The organism is Streptomyces sp. NPDC020958, assembly GCF_055562175.1.
This window is the reverse complement of the sequence record NZ_JBVHFU010000004.1, coordinates 114,321-137,496: the sequence shown is the minus strand read 5'-3', so window position 1 is coordinate 137,496 and position 23,176 is coordinate 114,321. Positions and strand designations below refer to the sequence as shown.

Genomic DNA, 23,176 nt, shown 5'->3' with positions numbered 1-23,176 from the left:
AGTGCGCGGAGCCGCTCAGTCCGGTCACCGTACGGCCCCTCGTCTGGCGTCCAGCTCCGTGGTCCTGCGGATCCGGTCGGCGAGGGGGTCGACGTGGCGGCGCGCGGTGCGCTCGTACAGGACGATCGCCAGCCAGGTGACGGGGAGTTGCAGGAGGGCGAGCAGCAGTCCCGCGGGTATGCCGTCGGCGACCGTGCGGGTCATCACGTGGGGCGCGAACGCCGACAGCAGCAGGAAGAGCGTGAAGTAGCCGAGGGCGGTGAGGGTCGCGGCGCGCCGCTGGAGGCGGTAGGCGCCGCGCAGCACGCGCAGGTCGCTGTGGTGGCCGACCGGCTCCCGGTGCGGCACGTGCCGGTGCTGCGCCGGCTGCGGCGGCAACGGCCGCCAGGGGTAGGTGTGGTGGGGCGGGTCGGGTGGGCAGGGGTGGTGGGACATCCCGGTGCTCCTTGCGTGGCTCGGGTCCGTGGCGGCGGACCGCAGGGAGAGGGAGAGGGAGAGGGGGAGCGGGGCACGCACGTTACCCGGAGGTATCCGGAGCGCGCGCAGTTTTCCCCGAACTGGGCGGTCGGTATGCGCTTACTTCATCAGAACGTGTCTGACCTCGGGTGTTACCCGCGTTAACCCTGAGGTGGGAGACGGCTCCCTGGGTCAAGGGTGGAGCCGGACCCCTAGAAGGTCTCCACCCGGCGGTGGAGGACCCCTAGGGGCTTCTCCGCATGACGGCTCGGGGAGGGGTCGTACCCCCGGAGGACGAGACGGCGCCCCCGTCGTCCTTAACCTGGCTTTACGCCGCCGGGGGGCGGTTGACCGAACCCGCGGAGGTGGGGTTTTCCCCCGGGGAAGAGGGGGCTTCGCACCAGCGCGGAGCGACCCCGCCGACCGCGAGACTCATCGACGTACCGAACGCCGCACGCCGCACAGCAAGGGGCGGCACCACGCTGCCCGTTCGCTGACCGACTTAGGAGACATACCGTGACATCGGCTGTGACCATTCCCAGGCACGGGGGTACTGGAGGGCGTACGGCCGTTGCCGCGCGGGCGCGGCAGGTCGTCAAGGCGTACGGGTCCGGGGAGACCCGGGTCGTCGCCCTGGACCATGTCGACGTGGACATCATGCGGGGGCAGTTCACCGCGATCATGGGCCCCTCGGGGTCCGGCAAGTCCACCCTGATGCACTGCCTCGCCGGGCTCGACACCGTGACGAGCGGTCAGATCCACCTGGACGAGACCGAGATCACCGGCCTGAAGGACAAGAAGCTCACCAAGCTGCGCCGGGACCGGATCGGCTTCATCTTCCAGGCGTTCAACCTGCTGCCCACGTTGAACGCGCTGGAGAACATCACGCTGCCCATGGACATCGCCGGGCGCAGGCCCGACAAGGAGTGGCTGCAGCGCGTGGTGACCACCGTGGGGCTCGCGGACCGGCTCAAGCACCGCCCCACCCAGCTCTCGGGCGGTCAGCAGCAGCGGGTGGCCGTGGCGCGCGCCCTCGCCGCCCGTCCCGAGATCATCTTCGGGGACGAGCCGACCGGGAACCTCGACTCCCGCGCGGGCGCGGAGGTCCTCGGCTTCCTGCGCCGCTCCGTGGACGAACTGGGGCAGACGATCGTCATGGTCACCCACGACCCGGTGGCCGCCTCCTACGCGGACCGCGTCCTCTACCTCGCCGACGGCCGGATCGTCGACGAGATGTTCGAGCCGACCGCGGACACCGTCCTCGACCGCATGAAGGACTTCGACGCCCGGGGGCGTACGTCATGACCGTCCTGAAGACCTCGCTGCGCAACTTCTTCGCGCACAAGGGGCGCATGGCCCTGTCGGCGGTCGCCGTGCTGCTGTCGGTGGCGTTCGTGTGCGGCACGCTGGTGTTCACGGACACGATGAACACGACGTTCGACAAGCTGTTCGCGGCCACCTCGTCCGACGTGACGGTCAGTGCCCACAGCGCCTCCGACACCGGTCAGACCACCTCCGACAACGGCAGGCCGCCGGTCCTGCCCGCCTCGGTGGTGGCGAAGGTCCGCGCGGTGCACGGTGTCGAGGCGGCCGAGGGCACGGTCTTCTCGACGTCCGTGACCGTCGTCGACGCCCGGAAGGACAGCCTGTCGCCGTCCAGCGGCGCCCCGACCATCGTGGGCAGCTGGAACTCCAACGACGCCCGCACCATGAAGATCACCTCCGGCACGGCGCCGAAGAACGCCGGCCAGGTCATGGTGGACGCCGACACCGCCGACAAGCACCACCTGAGGCTCGGCGACGAGATCGGCGTGATCAGCGCGGTCGGCACCCACACCGCGAAGATCTCCGGCATAGCCGACTTCACCGTCACCAACCCCGGTGCCGCGATCTTCTACCTGGACACGAGGACCGCGCAGCAGACGCTCGTCGGACGGACCGGTGTCTTCACCAACGTCAACGTGACCGCGGCGCCCGGCGTGACCGACCCGCAGCTGAAGCGGAACGTGCTCGCCCAACTGGGCACCGCCTACAAGGTGCAGACCGCCAAGGAGAGCGCCGACGCCAACCAGAAGGACGTCGAGAGCTTCATGGACGTCATGAAGTACGCGATGCTCGGCTTCGCCGGGATCGCCTTCCTGGTCGGCATCTTCCTGATCATCAACACCTTCTCCATGCTGGTCGCCCAGCGCACCCGCGAGATCGGCCTGATGCGGGCCATCGGCGCCGGCCGCCGCCAGGTCAACCGCTCCGTGCTCGTCGAGGCACTGCTGCTCGGCGTGGTCGGCTCGGTCCTGGGCGTGGGCGCGGGCGTCGGCATCGCGGTCGGCCTGATGAAGCTCATGGGCTCCATGGGCATGCACCTGTCGACCAGGGACCTGACGGTCGCCTGGACGACCCCGGTGGTCGGCCTCGTCCTCGGCGTCGTCGTCACCGTCCTCGCCGCCTACCTGCCCGCGCGCCGCGCCGGCAAGGTCTCCCCGATGGCCGCGCTGCGCGACGCGGGCGCCCCCGCCGACGCCAGGGCGGGCGTCGTACGCGCCCTGGTCGGCCTCCTGACGACCGCGGGCGGCGGCTACAGCCTGTGGCTGGCCTCCACCGCCGACCAGGCCAAGGAGGGCTCGCTCTGGCTGGGCCTCGGCATCGTGGCCTCGCTCATCGGGTTCGTCGTCGTCGGCCCGCTGCTCGCGGGCGGTGTCGTACGGGTCCTGGGCGCCGTCCTGCTGCGAATGTTCGGCCCCGTAGGACGCCTGGCCGAACGCAACGCGCTGCGCAACCCGCGCCGCACCGGCGCCACCGGCGCCGCCCTGATGATCGGCCTCGCCCTGGTCGCCTGCCTGTCGGTGGTCGGCTCCTCCATGGTCGCCTCCGCCTCCGACCAGCTCGACAAGACCGTCGGCACCGACTTCATCATCCAGTCGGACAGCGGCCAGCGGGTCACCCCGCAGGCGGTCAGGGCCGTCAAGGACGTACCCGGCCTCGCCCGGGTCACCGAGTACCGCACCACCACCGCCGACTACACCACCCCCGACGGCAGGACGCTCAAGGACACCGACATCACGGCGGCCGACCCGACCTACGCGACCGACCTGCGCACCAAGACGGTCGCCGGCGACCTCAAGGACGCCTACCTGCCCGACTCGATGTCCGTGCACCAGAAGTTCGCCGAGGCCCACGGCATCCACCTCGGCTCGAAGATCACCGTCAGGTTCAAGGACGGCGGCACCGCGCACCTCACGGTCCGCGCGATCACCAGCAGCGACGTCGTCATCGACCAGGGCGCCAAGTACACGTCCATCGCCACCCTGGCCAAGTACGTCCCGGCCGACCGGATGCCGCTCGACCAGCTGGTCTTCGCCACCGCCAAGGACGGACAGCAGGACAGCGCCTACAAGGCGCTCAAGACCGCGCTGCACGACTACCCGCAGTACACCGTGCGCGACCAGACCGACTACAAGCAGGCGCTGAAGGACCAGATCGGCCAGCTGCTGAACCTGATCTACGGCCTGCTCGCCCTGGCGATCATCGTCGCGGTCCTCGGTGTCGTGAACACCCTGGCCCTGTCGGTCGTCGAGCGCACCCGCGAGATCGGCCTCATGCGGGCCATCGGACTCTCCCGCCGTCAGCTGCGCCGCATGATCCGCATGGAGTCCGTGGTGATCGCCCTGTTCGGCGCCCTGCTGGGCCTCGGACTCGGCATGGGCTGGGGCGCGACCGCCCAGCAGCTGCTCGCCCTGCAGGGCCTGAAGGTCCTGGAGATCCCCTGGCCCACGATCATCGGGGTCTTCGTCGGCTCGGCCTTCGTGGGCCTGTTCGCCGCCCTGGTCCCGGCGTTCCGCGCGGGACGCATGAACGTCCTGAACGCCATCGCGACGGACTGACGGGACGCGGACACAGACCACCGCACACGGGGGTTGCGGGGGAACGCCCGGCGCCGGCGAGTCCTGGGGGACTCGGCGGCGCCGGGCACGTGTGCTGTCCGCGCGGCCCCCCGGTACGCCCCCGCAACGGGGGTTGTCCACAGCCCCCGGCACACGCGCCCCCGTCGTCGTAGGCTGGACACCCCCCGGTCGCACCCCGCGCCGGGCCATTTGCGTTGCCCGCCCCCGGACGAAAGCCGCCCAGAATGAGCCTGCACGGTCTGCTCGACGCCGTCGTCAAGGACCCCGCCCTCGCGGAAGCGATCAAGGCGGCCGGGGACGGCAACCGCATGCACGTCGACCTGGTCGGCCCCCCGGCGGCCCGCCCCTTCGCGGTCGCCGCCCTGGCCCGCGAGACCGGCCGCCCGGTGCTCGCGGTCACCGCCACCGGCCGTGAGGCCGAGGACCTGGCCGCCGCCCTGCGCACCCTGCTGCCCTCCGAGGGCGTCGTGGAGTACCCCTCCTGGGAGACGCTCCCGCACGAGCGGCTCAGCCCCCGCAGCGACACCGTCGGCCGCCGCCTCGCCGTCCTGCGCCGCCTCGCCCACCCCCGCCCCGACGACCCCGAGACCGGCCCGGTCTCCGTGGTCGTCGCACCCGTGCGATCCGTGCTCCAGCCACAGGTCAAGGGCCTCGGCGACCTGGAACCCGTGGCCCTGCGCACCGGGCAGAGCGCCGACCTGAACGAGGTCGTGGAAGCCCTCGCCGCGGCCGCCTACGCGCGCGTGGAGCTCGTCGAGAAGCGCGGCGAGTTCGCCGTACGCGGCGGCATCCTGGACGTCTTCCCGCCCACCGAGGAACACCCGCTGCGCATCGAGTTCTGGGGCGACGACGTCGAGGAGATCCGCTACTTCAAGGTCGCCGACCAGCGCTCCCTCGAAGTCGCCGAGCACGGCCTGTGGGCGCCCCCCTGCCGCGAGCTGCTGCTCACCGAGGACGTCCGGGCACGCGCGCGTGCCCTCGCCGAGGAGCACCCGGAGCTGGGTGAACTGCTGAACAAGATCGCCGAGGGGATCGCGGTCGAGGGCATGGAGTCCCTCGCGCCGGTCCTGGTCGACGACATGGAGCTGCTGCTCGACGTGCTGCCCAAGGGCGCGATGGCCGTCGTGTGCGACCCGGAGCGGGTCCGCACCCGCGCCGCCGACCTGGTGGCCACCAGCCTGGAGTTCCTCCAGGCGTCCTGGGCGGCCACCGCGGGCGGCGGCGAGGCGCCCATCGACGTCGGCGCGGCCTCCCTGTGGTCCATCGCCGACGTCCGCGACCGCGCGCGCGAGCTGGACATGATGTGGTGGTCGGTGTCGCCGTTCGCCGCCGACGACGAGCTGTCCGCCGACACCCTCAAGCTCGGCATGCACGCCCCGGAGACCTACCGCGGCGACACCGCGAAGGCCCTCGCCGACACCAAGGGCTGGCTCGCCGACGGCTGGCGCACGGTGTTCGTCACCGAGGGCCACGGCCCCGCCTCCCGCACCGCCGAGGTGCTCGGCGGCGAGGGCATCGCCGCCCGCCTGGACGTCGACCTGGGCGAGCTGAGCCCCTCGGTCGTGCACGTGTCGTGCGGCTCGATCGACTACGGCTTCGTCGACCCGGCGCTCGGACTCGCCGTCCTCACCGAGACCGACCTGTCCGGCCAGAAGGCGGCCGGCAAGGACGGCGCCCGGATGCCGGCCCGCCGCCGCAAGACCATCGACCCGCTCACCCTGGAGTCGGGCGACTACATCGTCCACGAACAGCACGGCGTCGGCCGCTACATCGAGATGGTGCAGCGCACCGTCCAGGGCGCCACCCGCGAGTACCTGGTCGTCGAGTACGCGCCCGCCAAGCGCGGCCAGCCCGGCGACCGGCTGTACATCCCGACCGACCAGCTGGAGCAGATCACCAAGTACGTCGGCGGCGAGGCCCCCACCCTGCACCGCCTCGGCGGCGCGGACTGGACGAAGACCAAGGCACGCGCCAAGAAGGCCGTCAAGGAGATCGCCGCCGACCTGATCAAGCTGTACAGCGCGCGCATGGCCGCCCCCGGACACGCGTTCGGCGGGGACACGCCCTGGCAGCGCGAGCTGGAGGACGCGTTCCCGTACGCCGAGACCCCCGACCAGCTGACCACGATCGCCGAGGTCAAGGAGGACATGGAGAAGTCGGTCCCGATGGACCGCCTGATCTGCGGCGACGTCGGCTACGGCAAGACGGAGATCGCGGTGCGGGCCGCCTTCAAGGCCGTCCAGGACGGCAAGCAGGTCGCCGTCCTCGTGCCCACGACCCTGCTGGTGCAGCAGCACTTCGGGACGTTCTCCGAGCGGTACTCGCAGTTCCCGGTCAGCGTGAAGGCGCTCTCCCGCTTCCAGACCGACACCGAGGCGAAGGCCACCCTGGAGGGCCTCAGGGAGGGCGCGGTCGACGTCGTCATCGGCACTCACCGGCTGTTCTCCTCGGAGACCAAGTTCAAGGACCTCGGCCTGGTCATCGTCGACGAGGAGCAGCGCTTCGGCGTCGAGCACAAGGAGCAGCTGAAGAAGCTGCGCGCCAACGTCGACGTGCTGACGATGTCGGCGACCCCGATTCCCCGCACCCTGGAGATGGCGGTGACGGGCATCCGCGAGATGTCCACGATCACCACTCCCCCCGAGGAGCGGCACCCGGTGCTCACCTTCGTCGGGCCGTACGAGGAGAAGCAGATCGGCGCCGCCATCCGCCGCGAACTGCTGCGCGAGGGCCAGGTCTTCTACATCCACAACCGGGTGGAGTCCATCGACCGCGCGGCGGCCAGACTCCGCGACATCGTCCCCGAGGCGCGCATCGCGACCGCGCACGGCCAGATGTCGGAGTCGGCCCTCGAACAGGTCGTCGTCGACTTCTGGGAGAAGAAGTTCGACGTCCTCGTCTCCACCACGATCGTCGAGTCCGGCATCGACATCTCCAACGCCAACACCCTGATCGTGGAGCGCGGCGACACCTTCGGCCTGTCCCAGCTGCACCAGCTGCGCGGCCGGGTCGGCCGCGGCCGCGAGCGCGGGTACGCGTACTTCCTGTACCCGCCGGAGAAGCCGCTGACCGAGACCGCGCACGAGCGGCTCGCGACCATCGCCCAGCACACCGAGATGGGCGCCGGCATGTACGTGGCGATGAAGGACCTGGAGATCCGCGGCGCCGGAAACCTGCTCGGCGGCGAGCAGTCCGGGCACATCGCGGGCGTCGGCTTCGACCTGTACGTGCGCATGGTCGGCGAGGCCGTCGCGGACTACCGGCGGCAGCTGGAGACCGGGGAGATCGAGGAGGAGCCGCCGCTCGAGGTCAAGATCGAGCTGCCCGTCGACGCGCACGTCCCGCACGACTACGCGCCCGGCGAGCGGCTGCGCCTCCAGGCCTACCGGGCCATCGCCTCCGCCAACTCGGAGGAGGACATCCGGGCGGTCCGCGAGGAACTCACCGACCGCTACGGCAAGCTGCCCGAGCCGGTGGAGAACCTGCTGCTCGTCGCCGGACTGCGGATGCTCGCGCGCGCCTGCGGGGTCGGCGAGATCGTCCTCCAGGGCACCAACATCCGTTTCGCGCCGGTGGAGTTGCGCGAGTCGCAGGAGCTGCGCCTCAAGCGGCTGTACCCGGGGACGGTCATCAAGCCGACGGTCCACCAGGTGCTGGTGCCCCGCCCGAAGACCGCGAAGGTGGGCGGCAAGCCGCTGGTCGGCCGGGAACTGCTGGGCTGGGTCGGGGAGTTCCTCGCGTCGGTGCTGGGGTCCTGACCCGGGGGCGTCCTGACCCGGGGGGCATCCTGACCGAGGGCGTCTCCTCGCGCCGCCCCCCCGGTTCGTGACCGCCCCGACTACCCGGGGGAGTTGCGGGCATCCGTCCTGGCGGAGAGCCGCCCGTGCGGAGGCGGCAGCGGGAGAACACGAGGGGGCGCACGTGAGGCGGCTCAGGGGCGGGGCGGTCACCGCTGTCGTCGTGACCTTCACGGTGACCGGCGGCATCCTGATCGCGGGCTGCAGGGACATCGCTCCGCCCGAGGGCGGTGGATCAGCCGGTTCCGCCGTCTCGACCACCGGTGACGGCCGAGCCGTGAACCCGCTGGACAATCCGGACGGCACCAAACCGGGGCTCGGGGCGATCACCTCCACCGCGGACAGGGCCAAGGCGCGGGCGCTGATCGAGAAGGTGGCGACGAAGGGGCGCGGGCCGAAGACGGGCTATGAGAGGGACAAGTTCGGCTACGCCTGGACGGACTCCGCACCCGGCGGCATCCCCTTCGCCCACAACGGCTGTGACTCGCGGAACGACCTGCTGAAACGCGACGGCGAGAAGGTCCGTTTCCGGGCCGGGTCCCACTGCGTCGTCGCCTCCATGACGCTGCGCGATCCGTACACGGGCAGGACCATCGAATGGACCAAGTCCCGCGCCACGACGGTGCAGATAGACCACGTCATGCCACTGTCGTACGACTGGCAGATGGGTGCGGCCCACTGGGCGAAGGGCAAGCGGGAGGACATCGCCAACGACCCGCTCAACCTGATCCCCGTGGACGGCCCCAGCAACGGCGCCAAGAGCGACTCGGGGCCCGCTGCCTGGCTGCCCCCGAACAAGCGGATCCGCTGCTCCTACGCGGTGCGCTTCGCCCAGGTGTCGTTGAAGTACGACCTTCCGGTGACGGCCGCGGACAAGCGGATGATGCTGACGCAGTGCGGCGGCTGACCGGCCCGACACGGCTGACCACCGCGGCGGGCGTCCGGATCACCGAGCCCCGCCACGCGGCCCGGGGGCGGGGCGGCCCGCCTTCTCCCATGCGACGAAGGTGTGGGTGCGGGCGAAGACGAACGCCTTGACCGGGTTGGCGGAGTACGTCCACGGCGCGCTGCCGACGTAGCCGCCGACCGCTTTGAACTGCTCCACCGCCTCCGCGTACCGCTCCGTCCGGAACAGGGCGTCCGCCAGCAGGTGCCGTACCGCCGGCAGCCGGTGGTGCCCGGCCGGCACCCGGTCCACGGCGTCCAGGGTGGCGTCCACGGCCGCGTGCACGAACGGCTGGTCGTACACGGACGCCTGCGGCTCGCGGGACGCGTGCTCCATCAGCGCCTCCAGACGCAGTACCGGCAGCAGGCTCCCCGCCGGTGCCGAGGCCGCCGCCTGCTCGGCGAACGCGTACATCAGCTCGTGCGATCCCTGCCACTTGGCGCACCAGTACTGCAGGGCGCTCGCATGGGCGCCGAAGTGGTACGGGTCGCGCGCGGTGACCTCGGCCCACAACGCCCGGAAGTCGTCGTTCGACCAGCCGAGCCCCCGCGCGATGGTGAGCTGCGCGACCCAGGGACTGGGGTCCTCGGGCGCCATCCGGGCGGCCTCCTGGCAGGCGGGCAGCGCCTCGGCGAGCAGCCGGTGGAAGCCCTCGAACTGCTCGGCGGTGGTGTGCTGGGCCGACTTCGCGCCGCGCACCTTGCCGGCGAGCACGACGAGCGCGTCGGCGTGCACCAGCGCGGCGGACGGGTCGCCCGGGTACTCGGTCCGCCACGCCTTGACCCAGGCGTCGTCCTCGGCGGCGGCGTGCACGAGGATGCCGAGCCGGTACCACCGCAGGTCCCCGTCCCGGCCCGCCGCGGCCAGGTAGCCGGCGGCCCGCCGCCAGTCACCGGCGAGGGCGTCCGCGGCGACCGCGTCCGCCTCGGGATCCGGCCCCGCGAACCGGCTGTCGAGCTGAGCGGCCGGCACCAGCCCGTACGCGGCGGGGTCGATGGTGACCGGCGCCTTGGCCTTCGCCTCCGCCCGCATCGCCCGCGCCTTGCGGGCGTTGCGCGGAACGGTGACGGCCGCGTAGGCGAGGGCGCCGGTACCGGCGATGTCGATCAGGACGTTCATGACGGGTCTTTCGGGGTCGGGGCCGCTTGAGGTGGCGGTTCTGATGGCGGTCGAGGTGACCGGGGGAGGCGGAGAGGTGGCGGTCCGTCAGTTCGGGACAGCCCGTCAGTTCGGGACAGCCCGTCAGTTCGGGACAGCCCGTCAGTTCGGGACAGCCCGTCAGTTCGGGACACGGGGCGGCGGCCAGGGCCGGGCGGCGGTCGGCGGTGCCGTGCCCTCGGCCGGGTGCCCGCTCCCGCCGGACAGCAGCAGGGCGCGCAGGGGCGCCGTGCCGGCCGGCTCCGCGACCGCGTGGTCCAGCGCCTCCTCCAGCGCCTCGGTGAACCGTTCGGGCTCCGCCGTGCGTACCGCGGGCCCGGACCAGCACAGCTCCCACCGGCACAGACCCGTCTCCAGCGCGGCGAGCAGGGCCAGTCGGCGCAGGGCCGAACGGAAGGCCGTCCGGGCGAACTCGCGTGCCGCACGCCCACTGCTGAGGGCGGCCCGCTCCGACCGGGGCAGCCGGTCCGCGATGTCGTACAGCAGGCCGTGGTCGACCAGGTCCAGGAGCTGGCCGAGCCGTGCGGCCGCGGGCACGGCCAGGACGCCCGGTCCGGTCACCCAGGTCATGGCCTCGCACAGGGGTGCCGTCTCCCGGGTCCAGCTCTCGTGCCGCGCCCGGGCGGGCAGTTCGGCCCATGGCACCCGCCGCCAGGAGAGCATCTCCTCGCCCAGCACGCGCTGTTCGAGTGCGGCGAGAAGGCGGTCCGGCGCGCGGAGCAGCGCGAGTGCGGGGCGTCGTACGGACGCGGTGCCGCGCCCGTCGTCGGGCAGCGCCGACAGCGCCGCGATCCGGTCGGCGGTGGGCGGATGGCTGTCGTAGGGGGACCGCTCCTCGTACGGGTCCTCGGAGGACGGTGTCCGTACCCACGATTCCAGGCCGGCGCGGCGGTCCTCGTCCGCGAGGAGGTGCCGGAGCCCGCCGTGGAACTGCCCCTCGGGCGGCAGCAGGCGTGCCGTGCGGCCCATCAGGGCGTAGTCGCGCAGGTAGAGGTCGTCCACGGCTTCGAGAGCGGGCACGCGGCGCAGCGCGGCGACCATGGCGTCCCGTCCGGCGATCCCGGCGGCCAGGTCGTCGGCCGCGTACTCCTGCCGGCGGCTGACGGCCTCGGTCAGGCGCAGACACAGCCCGGCGTACGCGGAGAAGACGACGGCCAGGTAGTGGTCCGGGCCCCGGGTGGGCTCCCGCTTCGCCCGTGGCGGCTTGCCGGCCGCACGGCGCCGTGCGGCCCGTGCGGCGGACGCCGCCCGCTCCTGCGCCTCCTCGCGGGCGGCCCGCTGCCGCAACGTGCGCACGGTCCCGAGCAGCCTGCGGTGCAGCGCCCAGACCAGAGCGCCCAGACGGGTGTCGCTCCGCGCGTAGTGGCCCAACTCGTGGACGAGCACGGCGTCCAGTTCGTTCTCCGGAAGACCGATCAGCAGGGCCACGCCGAGGAAGAGCCGCCGTTCGCCGGTGACAAGCCCGAGCCACCGGGCCTCCTCCTGCACCATGGCGCCGGCCCCCGGGATCACCCGGATCTCCGTGGGCGGCCGCGTGCCCACCCGTTCGGCCAGCCCGGTCACGCGCCGCCACAGCTCGGGCTGCTCCACCGGCGCCACGGACACACCGGGGATCTCGTCCTCGCCGTCGTCGCGGCGGAGGCTGAGCAGGACGACCCGCACCACGCACCAGGCGACGGCCAGCGAGCCGAGCCAGCCCTCGACGGTCATGGCCGTGACGCCCGGGCCGCGGGCCAGGAACACGTCCAGGAGCGCCAGCACGACGAGCACGAGCAGCGCCAGCACGTAGAACCCGGTCAGCAGGGTGAGAGCGAGCGCGGCGCGCAGGGGCGTTCCGGGTACGGCGGGCCGCCGCCCGGGAGCCCGGAGGGCCGCTGCCCGGCCGCCGGCGCGGGACGACTGGCGCATCGGCATCCTTCGGGGGAGACGGAACGGTGGTGCGGCCGGGAAGCCATGCCCGGCTACTTCTTAAGCGCCGCCAGGACCGTTGTCGTCACCTTCTTCGCGGACGCGGCGCCGTCGTCGGTGCCCGCCGTGGACAGCACGGTGACCACGGAGTTCCCGGAACGGGCCGCGATCAGCGTGGTGCCGTTCTCCCAGGAGCCGCTCGTCAGCGTCATCGTGTAGGCCTCGTCGGCGAGTCCCGGCGTGGCGCTGCCGGTGAGCTTCACCTTGGCGTGCGCGTCGGTGTCCGTGTACGTGGCACACGCGGCGGCCACCGACCGCAGGGCCTTCATCACGTCGGTCGCCGTGGTGCCCTGGAAGGCGTCGATCTCCTGGTCGACCTCCTCGGTCTGGTTCGCGTAGCCGTTCTGCGCGAACGACACCCCGCCCTTGTACCCGGAGACCTGGATCCAGGACGTGGTCTCCAGCCGGGTGCAGTCCGGCTTGCCGGTCTTCCGCGCGGCCGGGGACAGCAACCGGCCGCCGCTGTCGGCGGAACCGTCGGACTCCAGGGTGAGCCCGGCCGGGAAGGCCGAGGCGGGCGCGAGCGCCTTCTTCAGCTGCGTGCCGGTGGGCAGAGCGGCGGCGTCGGTGTTCTTCGCCTTGGCGGGTCCGGCGCTCGTGCCGCTGCCGGTGCCCGCGCCGGTACCGGAGACGGAGGAGGAACCGGAGGAGCAGGCGGACAGGGCCAGCGGGAGTGCGGCGAGGGCCATCAGCACGACGGCACGGGACGGGAGACGCATCGGAGTCCTTCTCGGGTGGTGGTGGGTGGGTGGATCTCGTGGAACGGTGGTGTGCGCGACGGCCGGGCGGCCGGGGCGGGCTTCATCGCGTGGTCGGCCTCATCGCAGGGTCGGTCTCATCGCGGGGTCGGCCCGGCGGAGGTCGGGTCCGGCGCAGGCAGGCTGCGGGTTGCCGGGGCCGGGGTCTTCCCGGCGTGGGGGGTACGGCCGGCGGAGGCCGAGGTGCCGCCCGCGGCGTCGCCGGACGTGCCGCCCGGGGTGCCGCCGACGCCGCCCGCGGCGCCGTTGCCGGCATTGGCGGACACGGTGCCGATGATGACGAATCCCACAAGGGCGCTCAGTCCCGTCCTGGTTTTCATGCCCATGGCAGATCCCTCCCCTGGCGGTCACCCCTCCGGCCGCCGTTGTTCGCGGGGTCAATAAGAGCAGGGCTTGTGAACCGAGTCAACACTAAGCCTTGGCTATGCTCCGTACACGGCGTGAATCGATGGATCTTGTGTACGCCGGTATGCTCGGCGCACCACGGAACGAGGGAAGCGGGGCCGCGTGCAGGACAACGCCACAGAGGTGACCGCAGCCGGTATCGCACGGCTCGCCGGGGTGGGCCGGGCCGCCGTCAGCAACTGGCGCCGCCGGCACGCCGACTTCCCCAAGCCGGTCGGCGGCACCGAGACCAGCCCGTCGTTCGCGCTCGCCGAGGTCGAGGCCTGGCTGCGCGGTCAGGGCAAACTCGCCGAGGTCCCGCTGCGCGAACGGGTCTGGCAGCAACTCGCCGGGCACCCCGGCGGCCCGCTGACCGCGCTGGTGCACGCCGGCTGCGCACTGCTGCTGATCCACGAGCGCCCGACCGTCTGGCTCGACGTGAGCGCCGGCTCCGACGAACGCCTGGCCGCTATGCTGCCGGGCACGCTGGAGCAGGTGCTGACCTCCCGCTTCGGCAACGCGGCGGCGACCAGGGCTGTGAACACCACGGCACCGGCCCGCGCTGTGAACACGCCACCACCGCTCACCGCCGTGAACCCCGCACCCCCCGCCGCCGCCGTGAACCCCGCGCCCCCCGGCGCCGCCGTGAACGCCGAACCACGTACCCCCACCGGCCCACAGCTCCTGCCGTCCGTCCCCCTCCTGCGCGGGGTCGCCGAACTGGCCGCCGACTCGGGGGCCCGGCAGTGCTTCGAGTTCCTGCTGGGCCGGTACCTCGACGCCAACCCCCGCCAGTACACCCTCACCCCGCCCGAACTCGCCGGTCTCATGGCCGACCTCGCCGGGCCCGCCCGCACGGTCCTGGACCCGGCCTGCGGCACCGGCGCCCTGCTGCGGGCCGTGCCCACCGGTCCCGACCGGCAGCTCTACGCCCAGGACAGCGCCCCCGACCTCGCCGCGCTCACCGCGCTGCGCCTCGCGTTGCACTCCCGGGCCCGCGTGCACGCCGCCACCGGCGACACCCTGCGCGCCGACGCCCACCCGGAGCTGCGCGCCGACGCCGTGCTGTGCCACCCGCCGTTCAACGAGCGCAACTGGGGCCACGACGAGCTGGCCTACGACCCCCGCTGGGAGTACGGCTTCCCGGCGCGCACCGAGTCGGAGCTGGCCTGGGTGCAGCACGCCCTCGCCCGGCTCGCCGACGGCGGCACCGCGGTCCTGCTGATGCCGCCGGCCGCCGCGTCCCGCCGTTCCGGCCGCCGGATCCGCGCCGACCTGCTGCGCCGGGGCGCCCTGCGCGCGGTGGTGGCGCTGCCGGTCGGGACGGCACCGCCGTACAACATCCCGCTGCACCTGTGGGTGCTGCGGGCGCCCGACCGGACTCCGGCCGCGCCGGAGGTGCTGCTCGTGGACACCGGGAGGTTCGCGGGGGAGGGGCGGGGCGGACCCGACCGGGCGGCGGTACGGGACGCCGTGCTGGACGCCTGGCGCGCCTTCGAGCGCGGCGGGGGCCCGGGGGAACGGCCCGGACTGGCCCGGGCGGTGCCGGTCATCGAACTCCTCGACGACGACGTGGACCTCGCACCCGCCCGCCACCTGCCGCCGGAGCCCGCGGCCGACGGCGCGGAGCAGCTCACGGCGGTCCGCGAACGGCTCGGCGAGACCCTGCGACTGACCGCCGACCTCACCCCGCCCCCGGCCGGCCAGGCGCCGCCCGCGCGCTGGCCGCTCACCACCGTCGGCGAACTCGCCCGCGGCGGGGCCCTGGTGCTGCGCACCGGCGGCCACGGCGGGCACGCGCGCGTGCCCGTCCTCACCGACCAGGACGTCCTCGCCGGCACGGCGCCCTCCGGCACGCTTCCCGAGAGCGAGGAGGCGGCCGTGCTGACCGAGCCGGGCGACGTCGTGGTGCCGGTCCTCGGCGGGGGCTCGGTGGCGCGCGTGGTCGACGACGCCACGGCGGGCGCCGTCCTCGGCCGCAACCTCGTCCTGCTGCGCCCCGACCGCACGGCGCTCGACGCCTGGTTCCTCGCCGGCTTCCTGCGGGGCAGTGCCAACAACCGGCAGGCCAGCAGCTACGCCTCCACCGCGACCCGGCTGGACGTGCGCCGGCTGCAACTGCCGCGGCTCCCACTGGAGGAACAGCGGCGCTACGGCGCGCGGTTCCGCGCGCTCGACGAGTTCGAGCGGGCGCTGCGCCACACGAGCCGGCTCGGGGAACAGCTCGTACGCGGGATGTACGACGGTCTCACCGTCGGCACGGTCGCACCCGACTGAGCCGTCACCCGGGCGGGCGCGCGACCCCACCGGCCGGGCTGCGCACAACGGTTCGGTACAACCCCGACCGTATGTCCGTGCCGGGCCATATGCTCGGGACGACCACCGTACGACCGGTGCCTCCGCGAGCGGGCCGCACCGGACGGGCACGTACGCCCTTTTCCCGGCGACACAGGAGCGATCATGCAAGGCCAGGGCCATGCGCAGCCGGTGCAGCGGCCGCCGCACAACGCGGTACTGGTCCTGTTGCGCGTGGTGTTCGTGGCGACGGGCCTGGTCAGCCTCGGCTTCCTGGCGTGGGTGATGCTGCTGCGGCTGGCCGTCGTGACCCGCAGGTCGGTGGATTACGGCCTGCTGGTGGCGGCCGCGGCGGCCGACGTCCTCAGCCTCGTGCTGCTGGGCAGCGAATCCGGCGACGACGTGCACACCGCCGGCGGCTACCTGGGGATCACCCTGCTGTTCGGCACGCTGCTGGCCACGGTCGGCTACTACCTCGCGGCCGACGTACGCCACTTCCAGCGCCGGCGCGCGGCGTACGCGGCGCAGACGTACCGGTACGCGCCCCCCGCCTCGCCGTACACCACGGGAACGGTGCCCCTGGACACGCGGCCTCCGCACACCCCGCCCCCGGTCATCCAGCAGCCGCCGGCGCACCCCCCGATACCCGCCCCGCCCCAGCGTCCGGCACCCGCCCGCATCGAGCAGGTGCGCGCCGAACTCGACGAACTCAGCGACTACCTGCGCCAGCACGACGGCCACCACGAGAGCGGAAGGTGACCGTGGCGACGGGACGGCTCGTCGCCGGCCGCTACGAACTGTCCACGCTCATCGGCCAGGGCGGCATGGGCCAGGTGTGGACGGCGTACGACCAGCGGCTCGACCGGCGGGTGGCGGTGAAGCTGCTGCGCCCCGACAAGGTGGCCGGCGCGGAGGCGGAGGAACTGCGCCGGCGGTTCCTGCGCGAGTGCCGGGTGACCGCGCAGGTCGACCACCCGGGACTGGTCACCGTGCACGACGCGGGCAGCGAGGGCGAGGAACTGTTCCTCGTCATGCAGTACGTGGACGGCGCCGACCTCTCCGACCACCTGGCGGAACACGACCCCTACCCGTGGCAGTGGGCGGTGGCGGTGGCCGCGCAACTGTGCGCCGTGCTGAGCGCCGTGCACGCGGTGCCGATCGTCCACCGCGACCTCAAGCCGCGCAACGTGATGGTGAAGCAGGACGGCACGGTCACCGTCCTCGACCTGGGCGTGGCCTCCGTCATGGACACGGACACCACCCGGCTCACCCACACCGGCTCCCCGATCGGCTCGCCCGCCTACATGGCGCCCGAACAGGCGATGGGCGGCGCGGTCGGCCCGTACACCGACCTGTACGCACTCGGCGTACTGCTGCACGAACTGCTCAGCGGCGAGGTGCCGTTCGCTGGTTCCACGGCCCTCGGCGTGCTCCACCGCCACCTGTACGAACCACCGGTGCCGGTGCGCCGGATCCGCCCCGAGGCCCCGGAGCCGCTGGAAAGCCTCGTCCTGCGCCTGCTGGCCAAGGACCCGCAGCACCGGCCGGCGTCCGCGCAGGAGGTCTACGAGGACCTGGCGTCCCTCCTGCCCGCGCGCGGAACGCCCTCCGGAGCGCCACTGGACCCGACACGCCCCTTCCTGCGCCCGCACGCCCCTTGGCCGGACCGCGCGCGCACGCCCGCACCGCAGCCCGCCGCCCCCGTGGCCGCCGTCCCCGCCCGGCCCGACGTCGCCACCGCCGTCGACGAGGTCAAACGGCTGCTCGGGGAGGGGCGGATCACCCAGGCCGTCGACATCCTGGGCGCGATCCTGCCGGTCGCCGCCGACCAGCACGGGGAGCGCTCCACGGTCGTACGGACCCTGCGCAAGCAGTACGCGGCCACCCTCATGGACGACGGGCAGTACCGGCGCGCGCTGCCCGAGCTGCGCCGGCTCGCCGACGAACGCGCCGCCGAGGCCGGCCAGGCCGACCCACAGGCCCTGCGCTTCCGCTACGAGATCGCCCAGTGCCTGGAACAACTCGGCGAACCGGCGGCGGCACTCGCCGAGTACCGCGCGCTGCTGCCCTACTACGAGAACCAGTACGTGGCCGGCGACCCCCAGCTCGCCCACGACGTGCGCCGCCGGATCGGGCACCTGCTGCTCGCCCTCGGCGACCGGCCGGCCGCCCACGACACCCTCACCCGGCTGCTCTTCGACGTCGAGCGGCTGCACGGGCCCGGACACCCCATAGCGGCGGAGGTCCGGCGCACGCTGCAGTGGCTGGGGCAGGTGCGCGGCTAGTCCCACCGCGCCTGATAGGTTGCCGTCCGTTTTCCGCAGGACTTTCTTGCATAGTGCACACACAGGGGTGGGATCCGGTATGTCCAGCCATCGCCAGTCGAAGAAGCGCAGATACATCACCTGGGGCGTCGCGGGCGCCGCCGTCGTCGCCGGCGCCGGGATAGCCGCGCAGACCTCCATGGCGGCCACCACCTGGCCCGCCCAGAAGACGTTCACCGGCCGGGCCTTCGACACCTGCGCCGCACCCTCCCTCGCCGCGATGAAGGCGTGGAACACCGGCTTCTACGGCGCCGCCGCCGTCTACATCGGAGGCAAGAACCGCGGCTGCAACCAGCCCAACCTCACCGCCTCCTGGGTCAAGTCCGTCTCCACGCTCGGCTGGAAGCTCGTCCCGCTCTACGTCGGCTCCCAGCCGTCCTGCGGATCCGGCGGCTCCGTGAAGATCAGCGCCTCCACCGCGGCCGCCGTGGGCACCTCCGAGGCGGACGACGCCGTGGCCAAGGCCGCCGCCCTCGGGATGAAGGCCGGCAGCCCGATCTACCTCGACATGGAGGCGTACGACACGACGAACACGTCGTGCAACAACGCCGTGCTGACGTACGTCCGCGCCTTCGACAAGGAACTGCGCGCCAAGACGTACCGCGCGGGCCTCTACGGCTTCACCAGCTCCAGCGCCAAGGCGATCGCGAACGCCACGGACAAGACGGACCTGCCGGGCAACCTCTGGTACGCACTGTGGGACAAGCAGAACACCACCACCGCGGACTGGCCGTTCGGCTCGACGCAGTTCACCGGGCACAGCCGGGCGCACCAGTACCTGGTCAACAGCAAGGAGACCCGCGGCGGTTACACGATCACCGTGGACCGCGACGCGTGGGACGCCCCGGTGGCGATCACGGGCTGAGCCCCGTTCACGGGGAGGGACGACCCGCAAACCCTTCCGGGGGGTGGCGCGGCGGTGCCGGATGCGTGTGTGAATCGTTGGTCGAATGGGTTGGCCAGAGCTTGCCCACTGCCTACCATCGATCACCGCAAGACCTTGTGCACCGTCGCACAATCTCCTCGGGAGGCCTCCTTGCACCGCCGCCGTCGCACCGCGCTCGTCCTGTCCGCCGCGATCGCCGCCGCGGCCCCCCTCCTCACCGCCTGCTCGGGCGGCGCCCACCCGGGTGCGGCGGCCGTCGTCGGCGGCGAGCGGATCACCGTCACGCAGTTGGAGAACCGCGTGAACGAGGTGCGCCGGGCCCAGCGGGCCGCGGTACCGGACCAGGCGCAGTACCAGCAGGTGCTCTCCGCCACCAGCAGCCTCACCCGGGACACCCTCTACAACATGGTCCTCGACCGGGTGCTGCACCGCGCCGCCCGGGACGCGGGCGTCAGCGTCTCCCGCAAGGACGTCGAGGAGATGCGCGCCCGCCTGGAACGGCAGGCCGGCGGCGCCAAGGCGCTCCAGGCCGCCTGGCTCCAGAAGTACGGCATCGCCCCCCGGCAGCTGGACGACAACCTCCGCTTCCAGGTGGAGGCCAACAAGCTCGCCCAGGTCCTCGGCACCGACACCTCGCAGCCCGCCTTCTGGAAGGCCCTCTCCCGGGCCTCCGAGGAACTCCACGTCGACCTCAACCCGCGCTACGGCGCCTGGGACGTCCAGAAGAGCAGCCGGGTGGACGCCAAGACACCGTGGGTACGGGAGGTCACCTCGGCAGGGAGCCAGGTGTCGGCGTAAGGCACCCGGCACCCGGGCCCCGGGCGACACCCGGGCCGACACCCGGGCTGGGATGGCGGTCATACGATCGCTTGATCACCCCGGGGCTGTGGACAAAGCGCGAGGTCGGCGACGGCCGTGCGTTACGTTCGGAGCGTGAACACCACCAGCCCCGAACCCACCACCCCGGAAGCCGGCACCGCCACCGACCCCGGCCGCATCGTCCTGCTCACCACCAGCCATCGGGTCGCCCCCGGCCTGCTGTCCTGGCCCGCCTGGCAGGCGCTGCGCACGGCGGACCGCGTGCTGTGCGCCGACGGCGCACATCCGCAGTTGCCCTACCTACGGGAGGCCGGGACGGCCGTGGACGAGGCCGCACCCACCGCCGGGGAACTGGTCGACGCCTGCGCCGGCGGCCGCACCGTGGTGGTCGTCGCGACGGGTGAGGGCGAACCCGCCCTCACCGACGGCCTGGCCCGCCTCGCCGGCTCCGGCCGGGTCCGGATGCCCGAGCTGGAGCTGCTCCCCGCCTCCTACGACCTGCCGGGCGCCCGCCTGCTCGACCTCGTCCAGGTCATGGACCGCATCCGCGAGGAGTGCCCCTGGTCCTCCCGCAAGACCCACGAGGGCCTGGCGAAGTACGCCATCGAGGAGGCCTACGAACTGGTCGAGGCGATCGAGGCCGGCGACCGCGACGAACTGCGCGAGGAACTGGGCGACGTCCTTCTCCAGGTCGTCTTCCACGCGCGGATAGCGGAGGAGGACCCCGACGCCCCGTTCTCGGTGGACGACGTGGCCGGCGGCATCGTAGCCAAGCTCATCCACCGCCACCCGCACGTCTTCGGCGACGAGACCGCGTCCACGCCGGAAGAGGTCAAGGAGCACTGGCTGCGGACCAAGGCGGCGGAGAAGCAGCGGAAGTCGGTGACCGACGGCGTCCCCCTCGGCCAGCCCGGCCTCGCCCTCGCCGCCAAACTCACCTCCCGCGTCCGCACCGCGGGCCTGGACGTCCCCCTCCCCACCGGCGAGGGCATCGGCTACGAACTCCTGGCCCTGGCAGCCCGCGCCGAAACGGAGGGCGTGGACCCCGAAGCAGCCCTCAGAGCAGCAGCCCGCACGTACCGGGACGCGATCAGGGCGGCGGAAGGCTCTCCCTGATCAGCGTGCGGTGAACTCCACGGGGAGCTCCCGCAGTCCCCGCATGATGAGTCCGCCCCGCCAGCGCAGGTCGGCGGGGTCTGCTGCGAGCCGGAGATCGGGGAGGCGGCGTAGCAGCGTCTCGAGCGCGGTACGGCCTTCGAGACGGGCCAGGGGCGCGCCGAGACAGTAGTGGATGCCGTGGCCGTACCCGAGGTGCTGATTGTCCGCGCGGGCGAGGTCGAGTGTGTCGGGTTCCGCGAACCGTGCTGGATCGCGGTCCGCGGCGGCGAGGACGACGAGGACCGGGTCGCCGGTGGCGATCCGCCGACCGCCGATGGTGAGGGGCTCGGTGGCGTAGCGCCAGGTGGCCAGCTCCACCGGCCCGTCGTAGCGGAGCAGCTCCTCGATCCCGGTGTCGAGCAGCCCGGTGTCACCGGCCTCGATCGACTTCAGGAGCCGGGCCCGTTGCGCGGGGTTGCGCAGCAGCGCGTACACGCCGTTGCCGATGAGGTTGATGGTGGTCTCGAAACCTGCGAACAGAAGTACGAAGCACATTGCGGCGGCTTCGTTCTCGGTGAGGTGCTCCCCGTGGTCGGAGGCGCGGATCAGCCCCGAGATCAGGTCATCACCGAGGTTGCCCCGTTTGCGGTGGATGAGTTCGGCGAGGTAGTCGCGGATCTTCTTGACGGACCGGGCGACGCCGCCGCGTGGTCCGCCGCCGTGCCGGATCATCATGCCGGCCCACTCGCAGAACTTGTCCTGATCCTCGTGCGGCACGCCGAGCAGGTCGCAGATCGCATAGATGGGAAGGGGAAAGGCGAAGTCGTGGATGAGGTCGGCCCTGCCCTGCGGAGCGAACCGGTCGATGAGGTCATCGGTCAACTCCTGGACCCGAGGCGCCATGTGAGCCACGCGGCGCGGAGTGAACGCCCTGGAGACGAGGCGGCGCAGACGTGTGTGGTCCGGCGGGTCGATATTGAGCAGATGCGTCATGAGATTGGCGCTGCGCTCACCGGGGATGCCGGTTCTGCTCTTGCCGTGCGCGTCCTGGGCGTGATGGTCGGGGTTCTTCGAGAGCCGTCCGTCCGCGAGGGCCTGGCGTGCGTCGGCGTAACGGGTCACCAACCATGCCTCCACCCCGCTGGGGAGCTTCGTCCAGTGAACGGGAGCATGCTCACGCAGCCAGGCGTAGGCCGGGTAGGGGTCGGCGGCGAACTCCCAGGTGAAGAGTTCAGGAGCGGTGTTCGGCACGTTCACGAGAAAACCGTATCCGGAGTTGGCCCGTGCATGCCCTGTCGCACAGATACCGGCTCTCATCCGGATTCATCGGCAAACAGGCACTCACGAGGGAATTCCACCCGTTTTACAACACTGTCCGTTGTGGCGCGTTAGGTTCCCAGCAACGCAAGAGGTCCCAGAGCCGGCCAGGGCTCCAGGACCTTGCCAGCCGTGGAGGGGCTGACGTGGGCAACGCTACAGCGGTGTCTGCGCCTGCGGTCAACCGTGGGCCGGAACCGGTTCGTACAGTTCGAGCAGCTTTGATGCTGCGCGTGTCGACGCAGGAGCAGACGCAGGGATACGGGCTCGATGTCCAGGAGCGGGCCGGGCGTGCCTATGTCGGTGCTCGGGCCGGGTGGGTCCTGTCCCCTGAGTTGATTTTCAAGGACGTCGGGGTATCAGGAGCGATCGTCGAGCCTCCGGCCATGCTGCGTCTGGAGGCTGCCGCCCGGCAGGGCCTCATCGATGTGATCGTGGTCCACAAGTTCGACCGCATCGGGCGTACGGGTGCCGCTTTCTGGGCCTGGATCTGGGCCATCCCTTGTTCTTCGCAGGGAATCCCGGCCTTCAGGCCGGGCGGGATTGCGATCCTCGGCTCGGAGGCGCGCAGCGCCGGAGATCTCTGCTCTTCGGGGTGACGGTCAGGCTGGGCGCTTCTGGTTCTCGATGTAGTCCTTGACGATGCTCAGCGGTGCGCCGCCGCAGGACCCCGCGAAGTAGGACGGGGACCAGAACACCGAGCCCGTCCCGATCCGGTTGATCCGGCCGGTGTACTCCGCGCGCAGATATCGGGAGCTGACGCCCTTGAGGGAGTTGACGAGCTTGGACAGGGCGATTTTCGGCGGGTAGTGCACGAGCAGGTGGACGTGATCGCCCTCGCCGTTGAACTCGCGCAGTTCCGCACCGAAGCTCTCGCACACGTCCCGCATGATCGCCTCGCAGCGCGTCAGCATCTCGTCGTTGAAGATCTGCCGCCGGTACTTCGTGACAAACACCAAGTGTGCGTGGAGGTTGAAAATGACATGATTTCCTCGTCGGACATCGGGATCTGGCTCCCAGCGCGGTGACATACGCCAAGTGTAGTAAGGTCAAGCGAACCCGACCGGA

The 23,176-nt window shown here is 72.2% G+C and carries 18 protein-coding genes; 11 read left to right on the top strand and 7 right to left on the bottom strand.

Going from position 1 to position 23,176, the window contains the following annotated elements; genetic code table 11:
* Window positions 1-24: 24 nt before the first annotated feature.
* Window positions 25-435 (bottom strand): DUF485 domain-containing protein, encoded by a 411-nt coding sequence (locus tag ACZ3KP_RS14475; protein ID WP_467499477.1) that lies wholly within the window; start codon window positions 433-435, stop codon window positions 25-27.
* Window positions 436-972: 537 nt separating this feature from the next.
* Between ACZ3KP_RS14475 and ACZ3KP_RS14470 the strand changes: the two genes are divergently transcribed.
* The 4 genes from ACZ3KP_RS14470 (at window position 973) to ACZ3KP_RS14455 (ending at window position 9,062) form a co-directional block, all read left to right on the top strand.
* A complete protein-coding gene (locus ACZ3KP_RS14470) occupies window positions 973-1,761 on the top strand; it encodes an ABC transporter ATP-binding protein (protein ID WP_467499475.1) in 789 nt (262 codons plus the stop codon).
* A complete protein-coding gene (locus ACZ3KP_RS14465; protein WP_467499473.1) occupies window positions 1,758-4,337 on the top strand; it encodes an ABC transporter permease in 2,580 nt (859 codons plus the stop codon). Before ACZ3KP_RS14470 ends, ACZ3KP_RS14465 begins: the two co-directional genes overlap by 4 nt.
* A 245-nt stretch (window positions 4,338-4,582) precedes the next feature.
* Window positions 4,583-8,116, top strand: coding sequence for a transcription-repair coupling factor (gene mfd / locus ACZ3KP_RS14460; RefSeq protein ID WP_467499471.1), 3,534 nt, complete (start codon window positions 4,583-4,585; stop codon window positions 8,114-8,116).
* A 163-nt stretch (window positions 8,117-8,279) separates the two neighbouring features.
* A complete protein-coding gene (locus ACZ3KP_RS14455; protein WP_467499469.1) occupies window positions 8,280-9,062 on the top strand; it encodes an HNH endonuclease family protein in 783 nt (260 codons plus the stop codon).
* A gap of 39 nt (window positions 9,063-9,101) precedes the next feature.
* Here ACZ3KP_RS14455 and ACZ3KP_RS14450 read toward each other — a convergent pair whose 3' ends face one another.
* The 4 genes from ACZ3KP_RS14450 to ACZ3KP_RS14435 form a co-directional block, all read right to left on the bottom strand.
* Entirely contained in the window at window positions 9,102-10,220 is a 1,119-nt protein-coding gene (locus tag ACZ3KP_RS14450) for a hypothetical protein (protein ID WP_467499468.1), read from the bottom strand.
* A gap of 159 nt (window positions 10,221-10,379) precedes the next feature.
* Window positions 10,380-12,167 (bottom strand): M48 family metalloprotease, encoded by a 1,788-nt coding sequence (locus tag ACZ3KP_RS14445; protein ID WP_467499466.1) that lies wholly within the window; start codon window positions 12,165-12,167, stop codon window positions 10,380-10,382.
* Between the two features lie 53 nt (window positions 12,168-12,220).
* On the bottom strand, window positions 12,221-12,946 hold the full coding sequence (locus ACZ3KP_RS14440; protein ID WP_467499464.1) for a hypothetical protein: 726 nt from the start codon (window positions 12,944-12,946) through the stop codon (window positions 12,221-12,223).
* Window positions 12,947-13,062: 116 nt separating this feature from the next.
* The gene (locus tag ACZ3KP_RS14435; protein WP_467499462.1) at window positions 13,063-13,305 is read right to left on the bottom strand and encodes a hypothetical protein; all 243 of its coding nucleotides are present in this window, start codon (window positions 13,303-13,305) and stop codon (window positions 13,063-13,065) included.
* A gap of 187 nt (window positions 13,306-13,492) precedes the next feature.
* On the opposite strand from ACZ3KP_RS14435, the gene ACZ3KP_RS14430 reads away from it, so the two are divergent.
* The 6 genes from ACZ3KP_RS14430 (at window position 13,493) to ACZ3KP_RS14405 (ending at window position 20,809) form a co-directional block, all read left to right on the top strand.
* The gene (locus ACZ3KP_RS14430) at window positions 13,493-15,646 is read left to right on the top strand and encodes an N-6 DNA methylase (RefSeq protein ID WP_467499460.1); all 2,154 of its coding nucleotides are present in this window, start codon (window positions 13,493-13,495) and stop codon (window positions 15,644-15,646) included.
* Window positions 15,647-15,829: 183 nt separating this feature from the next.
* On the top strand, window positions 15,830-16,423 hold the full coding sequence (locus ACZ3KP_RS14425) for a hypothetical protein (protein ID WP_467499458.1): 594 nt from the start codon (window positions 15,830-15,832) through the stop codon (window positions 16,421-16,423).
* A gap of 38 nt (window positions 16,424-16,461) precedes the next feature.
* Window positions 16,462-17,949: a protein kinase domain-containing protein gene (locus ACZ3KP_RS14420; protein WP_467500257.1), complete on the top strand. Its 1,488-nt coding sequence runs from the start codon at window positions 16,462-16,464 to the stop codon at window positions 17,947-17,949.
* A gap of 79 nt (window positions 17,950-18,028) precedes the next feature.
* Window positions 18,029-18,853: a glycoside hydrolase domain-containing protein gene (locus ACZ3KP_RS14415; protein ID WP_467499457.1), complete on the top strand. Its 825-nt coding sequence runs from the start codon at window positions 18,029-18,031 to the stop codon at window positions 18,851-18,853.
* Between the two features lie 171 nt (window positions 18,854-19,024).
* Entirely contained in the window at window positions 19,025-19,672 is a 648-nt protein-coding gene (locus ACZ3KP_RS14410) for a SurA N-terminal domain-containing protein (RefSeq protein ID WP_358977083.1), read from the top strand.
* A gap of 135 nt (window positions 19,673-19,807) precedes the next feature.
* Window positions 19,808-20,809, top strand: coding sequence for a nucleoside triphosphate pyrophosphohydrolase (locus tag ACZ3KP_RS14405; protein WP_467499455.1), 1,002 nt, complete (start codon window positions 19,808-19,810; stop codon window positions 20,807-20,809).
* On the opposite strand, the gene ACZ3KP_RS14400 is transcribed toward ACZ3KP_RS14405, so the two are convergent.
* On the bottom strand, window positions 20,810-22,048 hold the full coding sequence (locus ACZ3KP_RS14400) for a cytochrome P450 family protein (protein WP_467499453.1): 1,239 nt from the start codon (window positions 22,046-22,048) through the stop codon (window positions 20,810-20,812).
* Window positions 22,049-22,332: 284 nt separating this feature from the next.
* On the opposite strand from ACZ3KP_RS14400, the gene ACZ3KP_RS14395 reads away from it, so the two are divergent.
* Window positions 22,333-22,707 (top strand): recombinase family protein, encoded by a 375-nt coding sequence (locus ACZ3KP_RS14395; RefSeq protein WP_467499451.1) that lies wholly within the window; start codon window positions 22,333-22,335, stop codon window positions 22,705-22,707.
* A gap of 3 nt (window positions 22,708-22,710) precedes the next feature.
* Here the strand turns inward: ACZ3KP_RS14395 and tnpA are convergent, their stop codons facing one another.
* The gene (gene tnpA, locus ACZ3KP_RS14390; RefSeq protein ID WP_467499449.1) at window positions 22,711-23,139 is read right to left on the bottom strand and encodes an IS200/IS605 family transposase; all 429 of its coding nucleotides are present in this window, start codon (window positions 23,137-23,139) and stop codon (window positions 22,711-22,713) included.
* Window positions 23,140-23,176 lie beyond the last annotated feature (37 nt).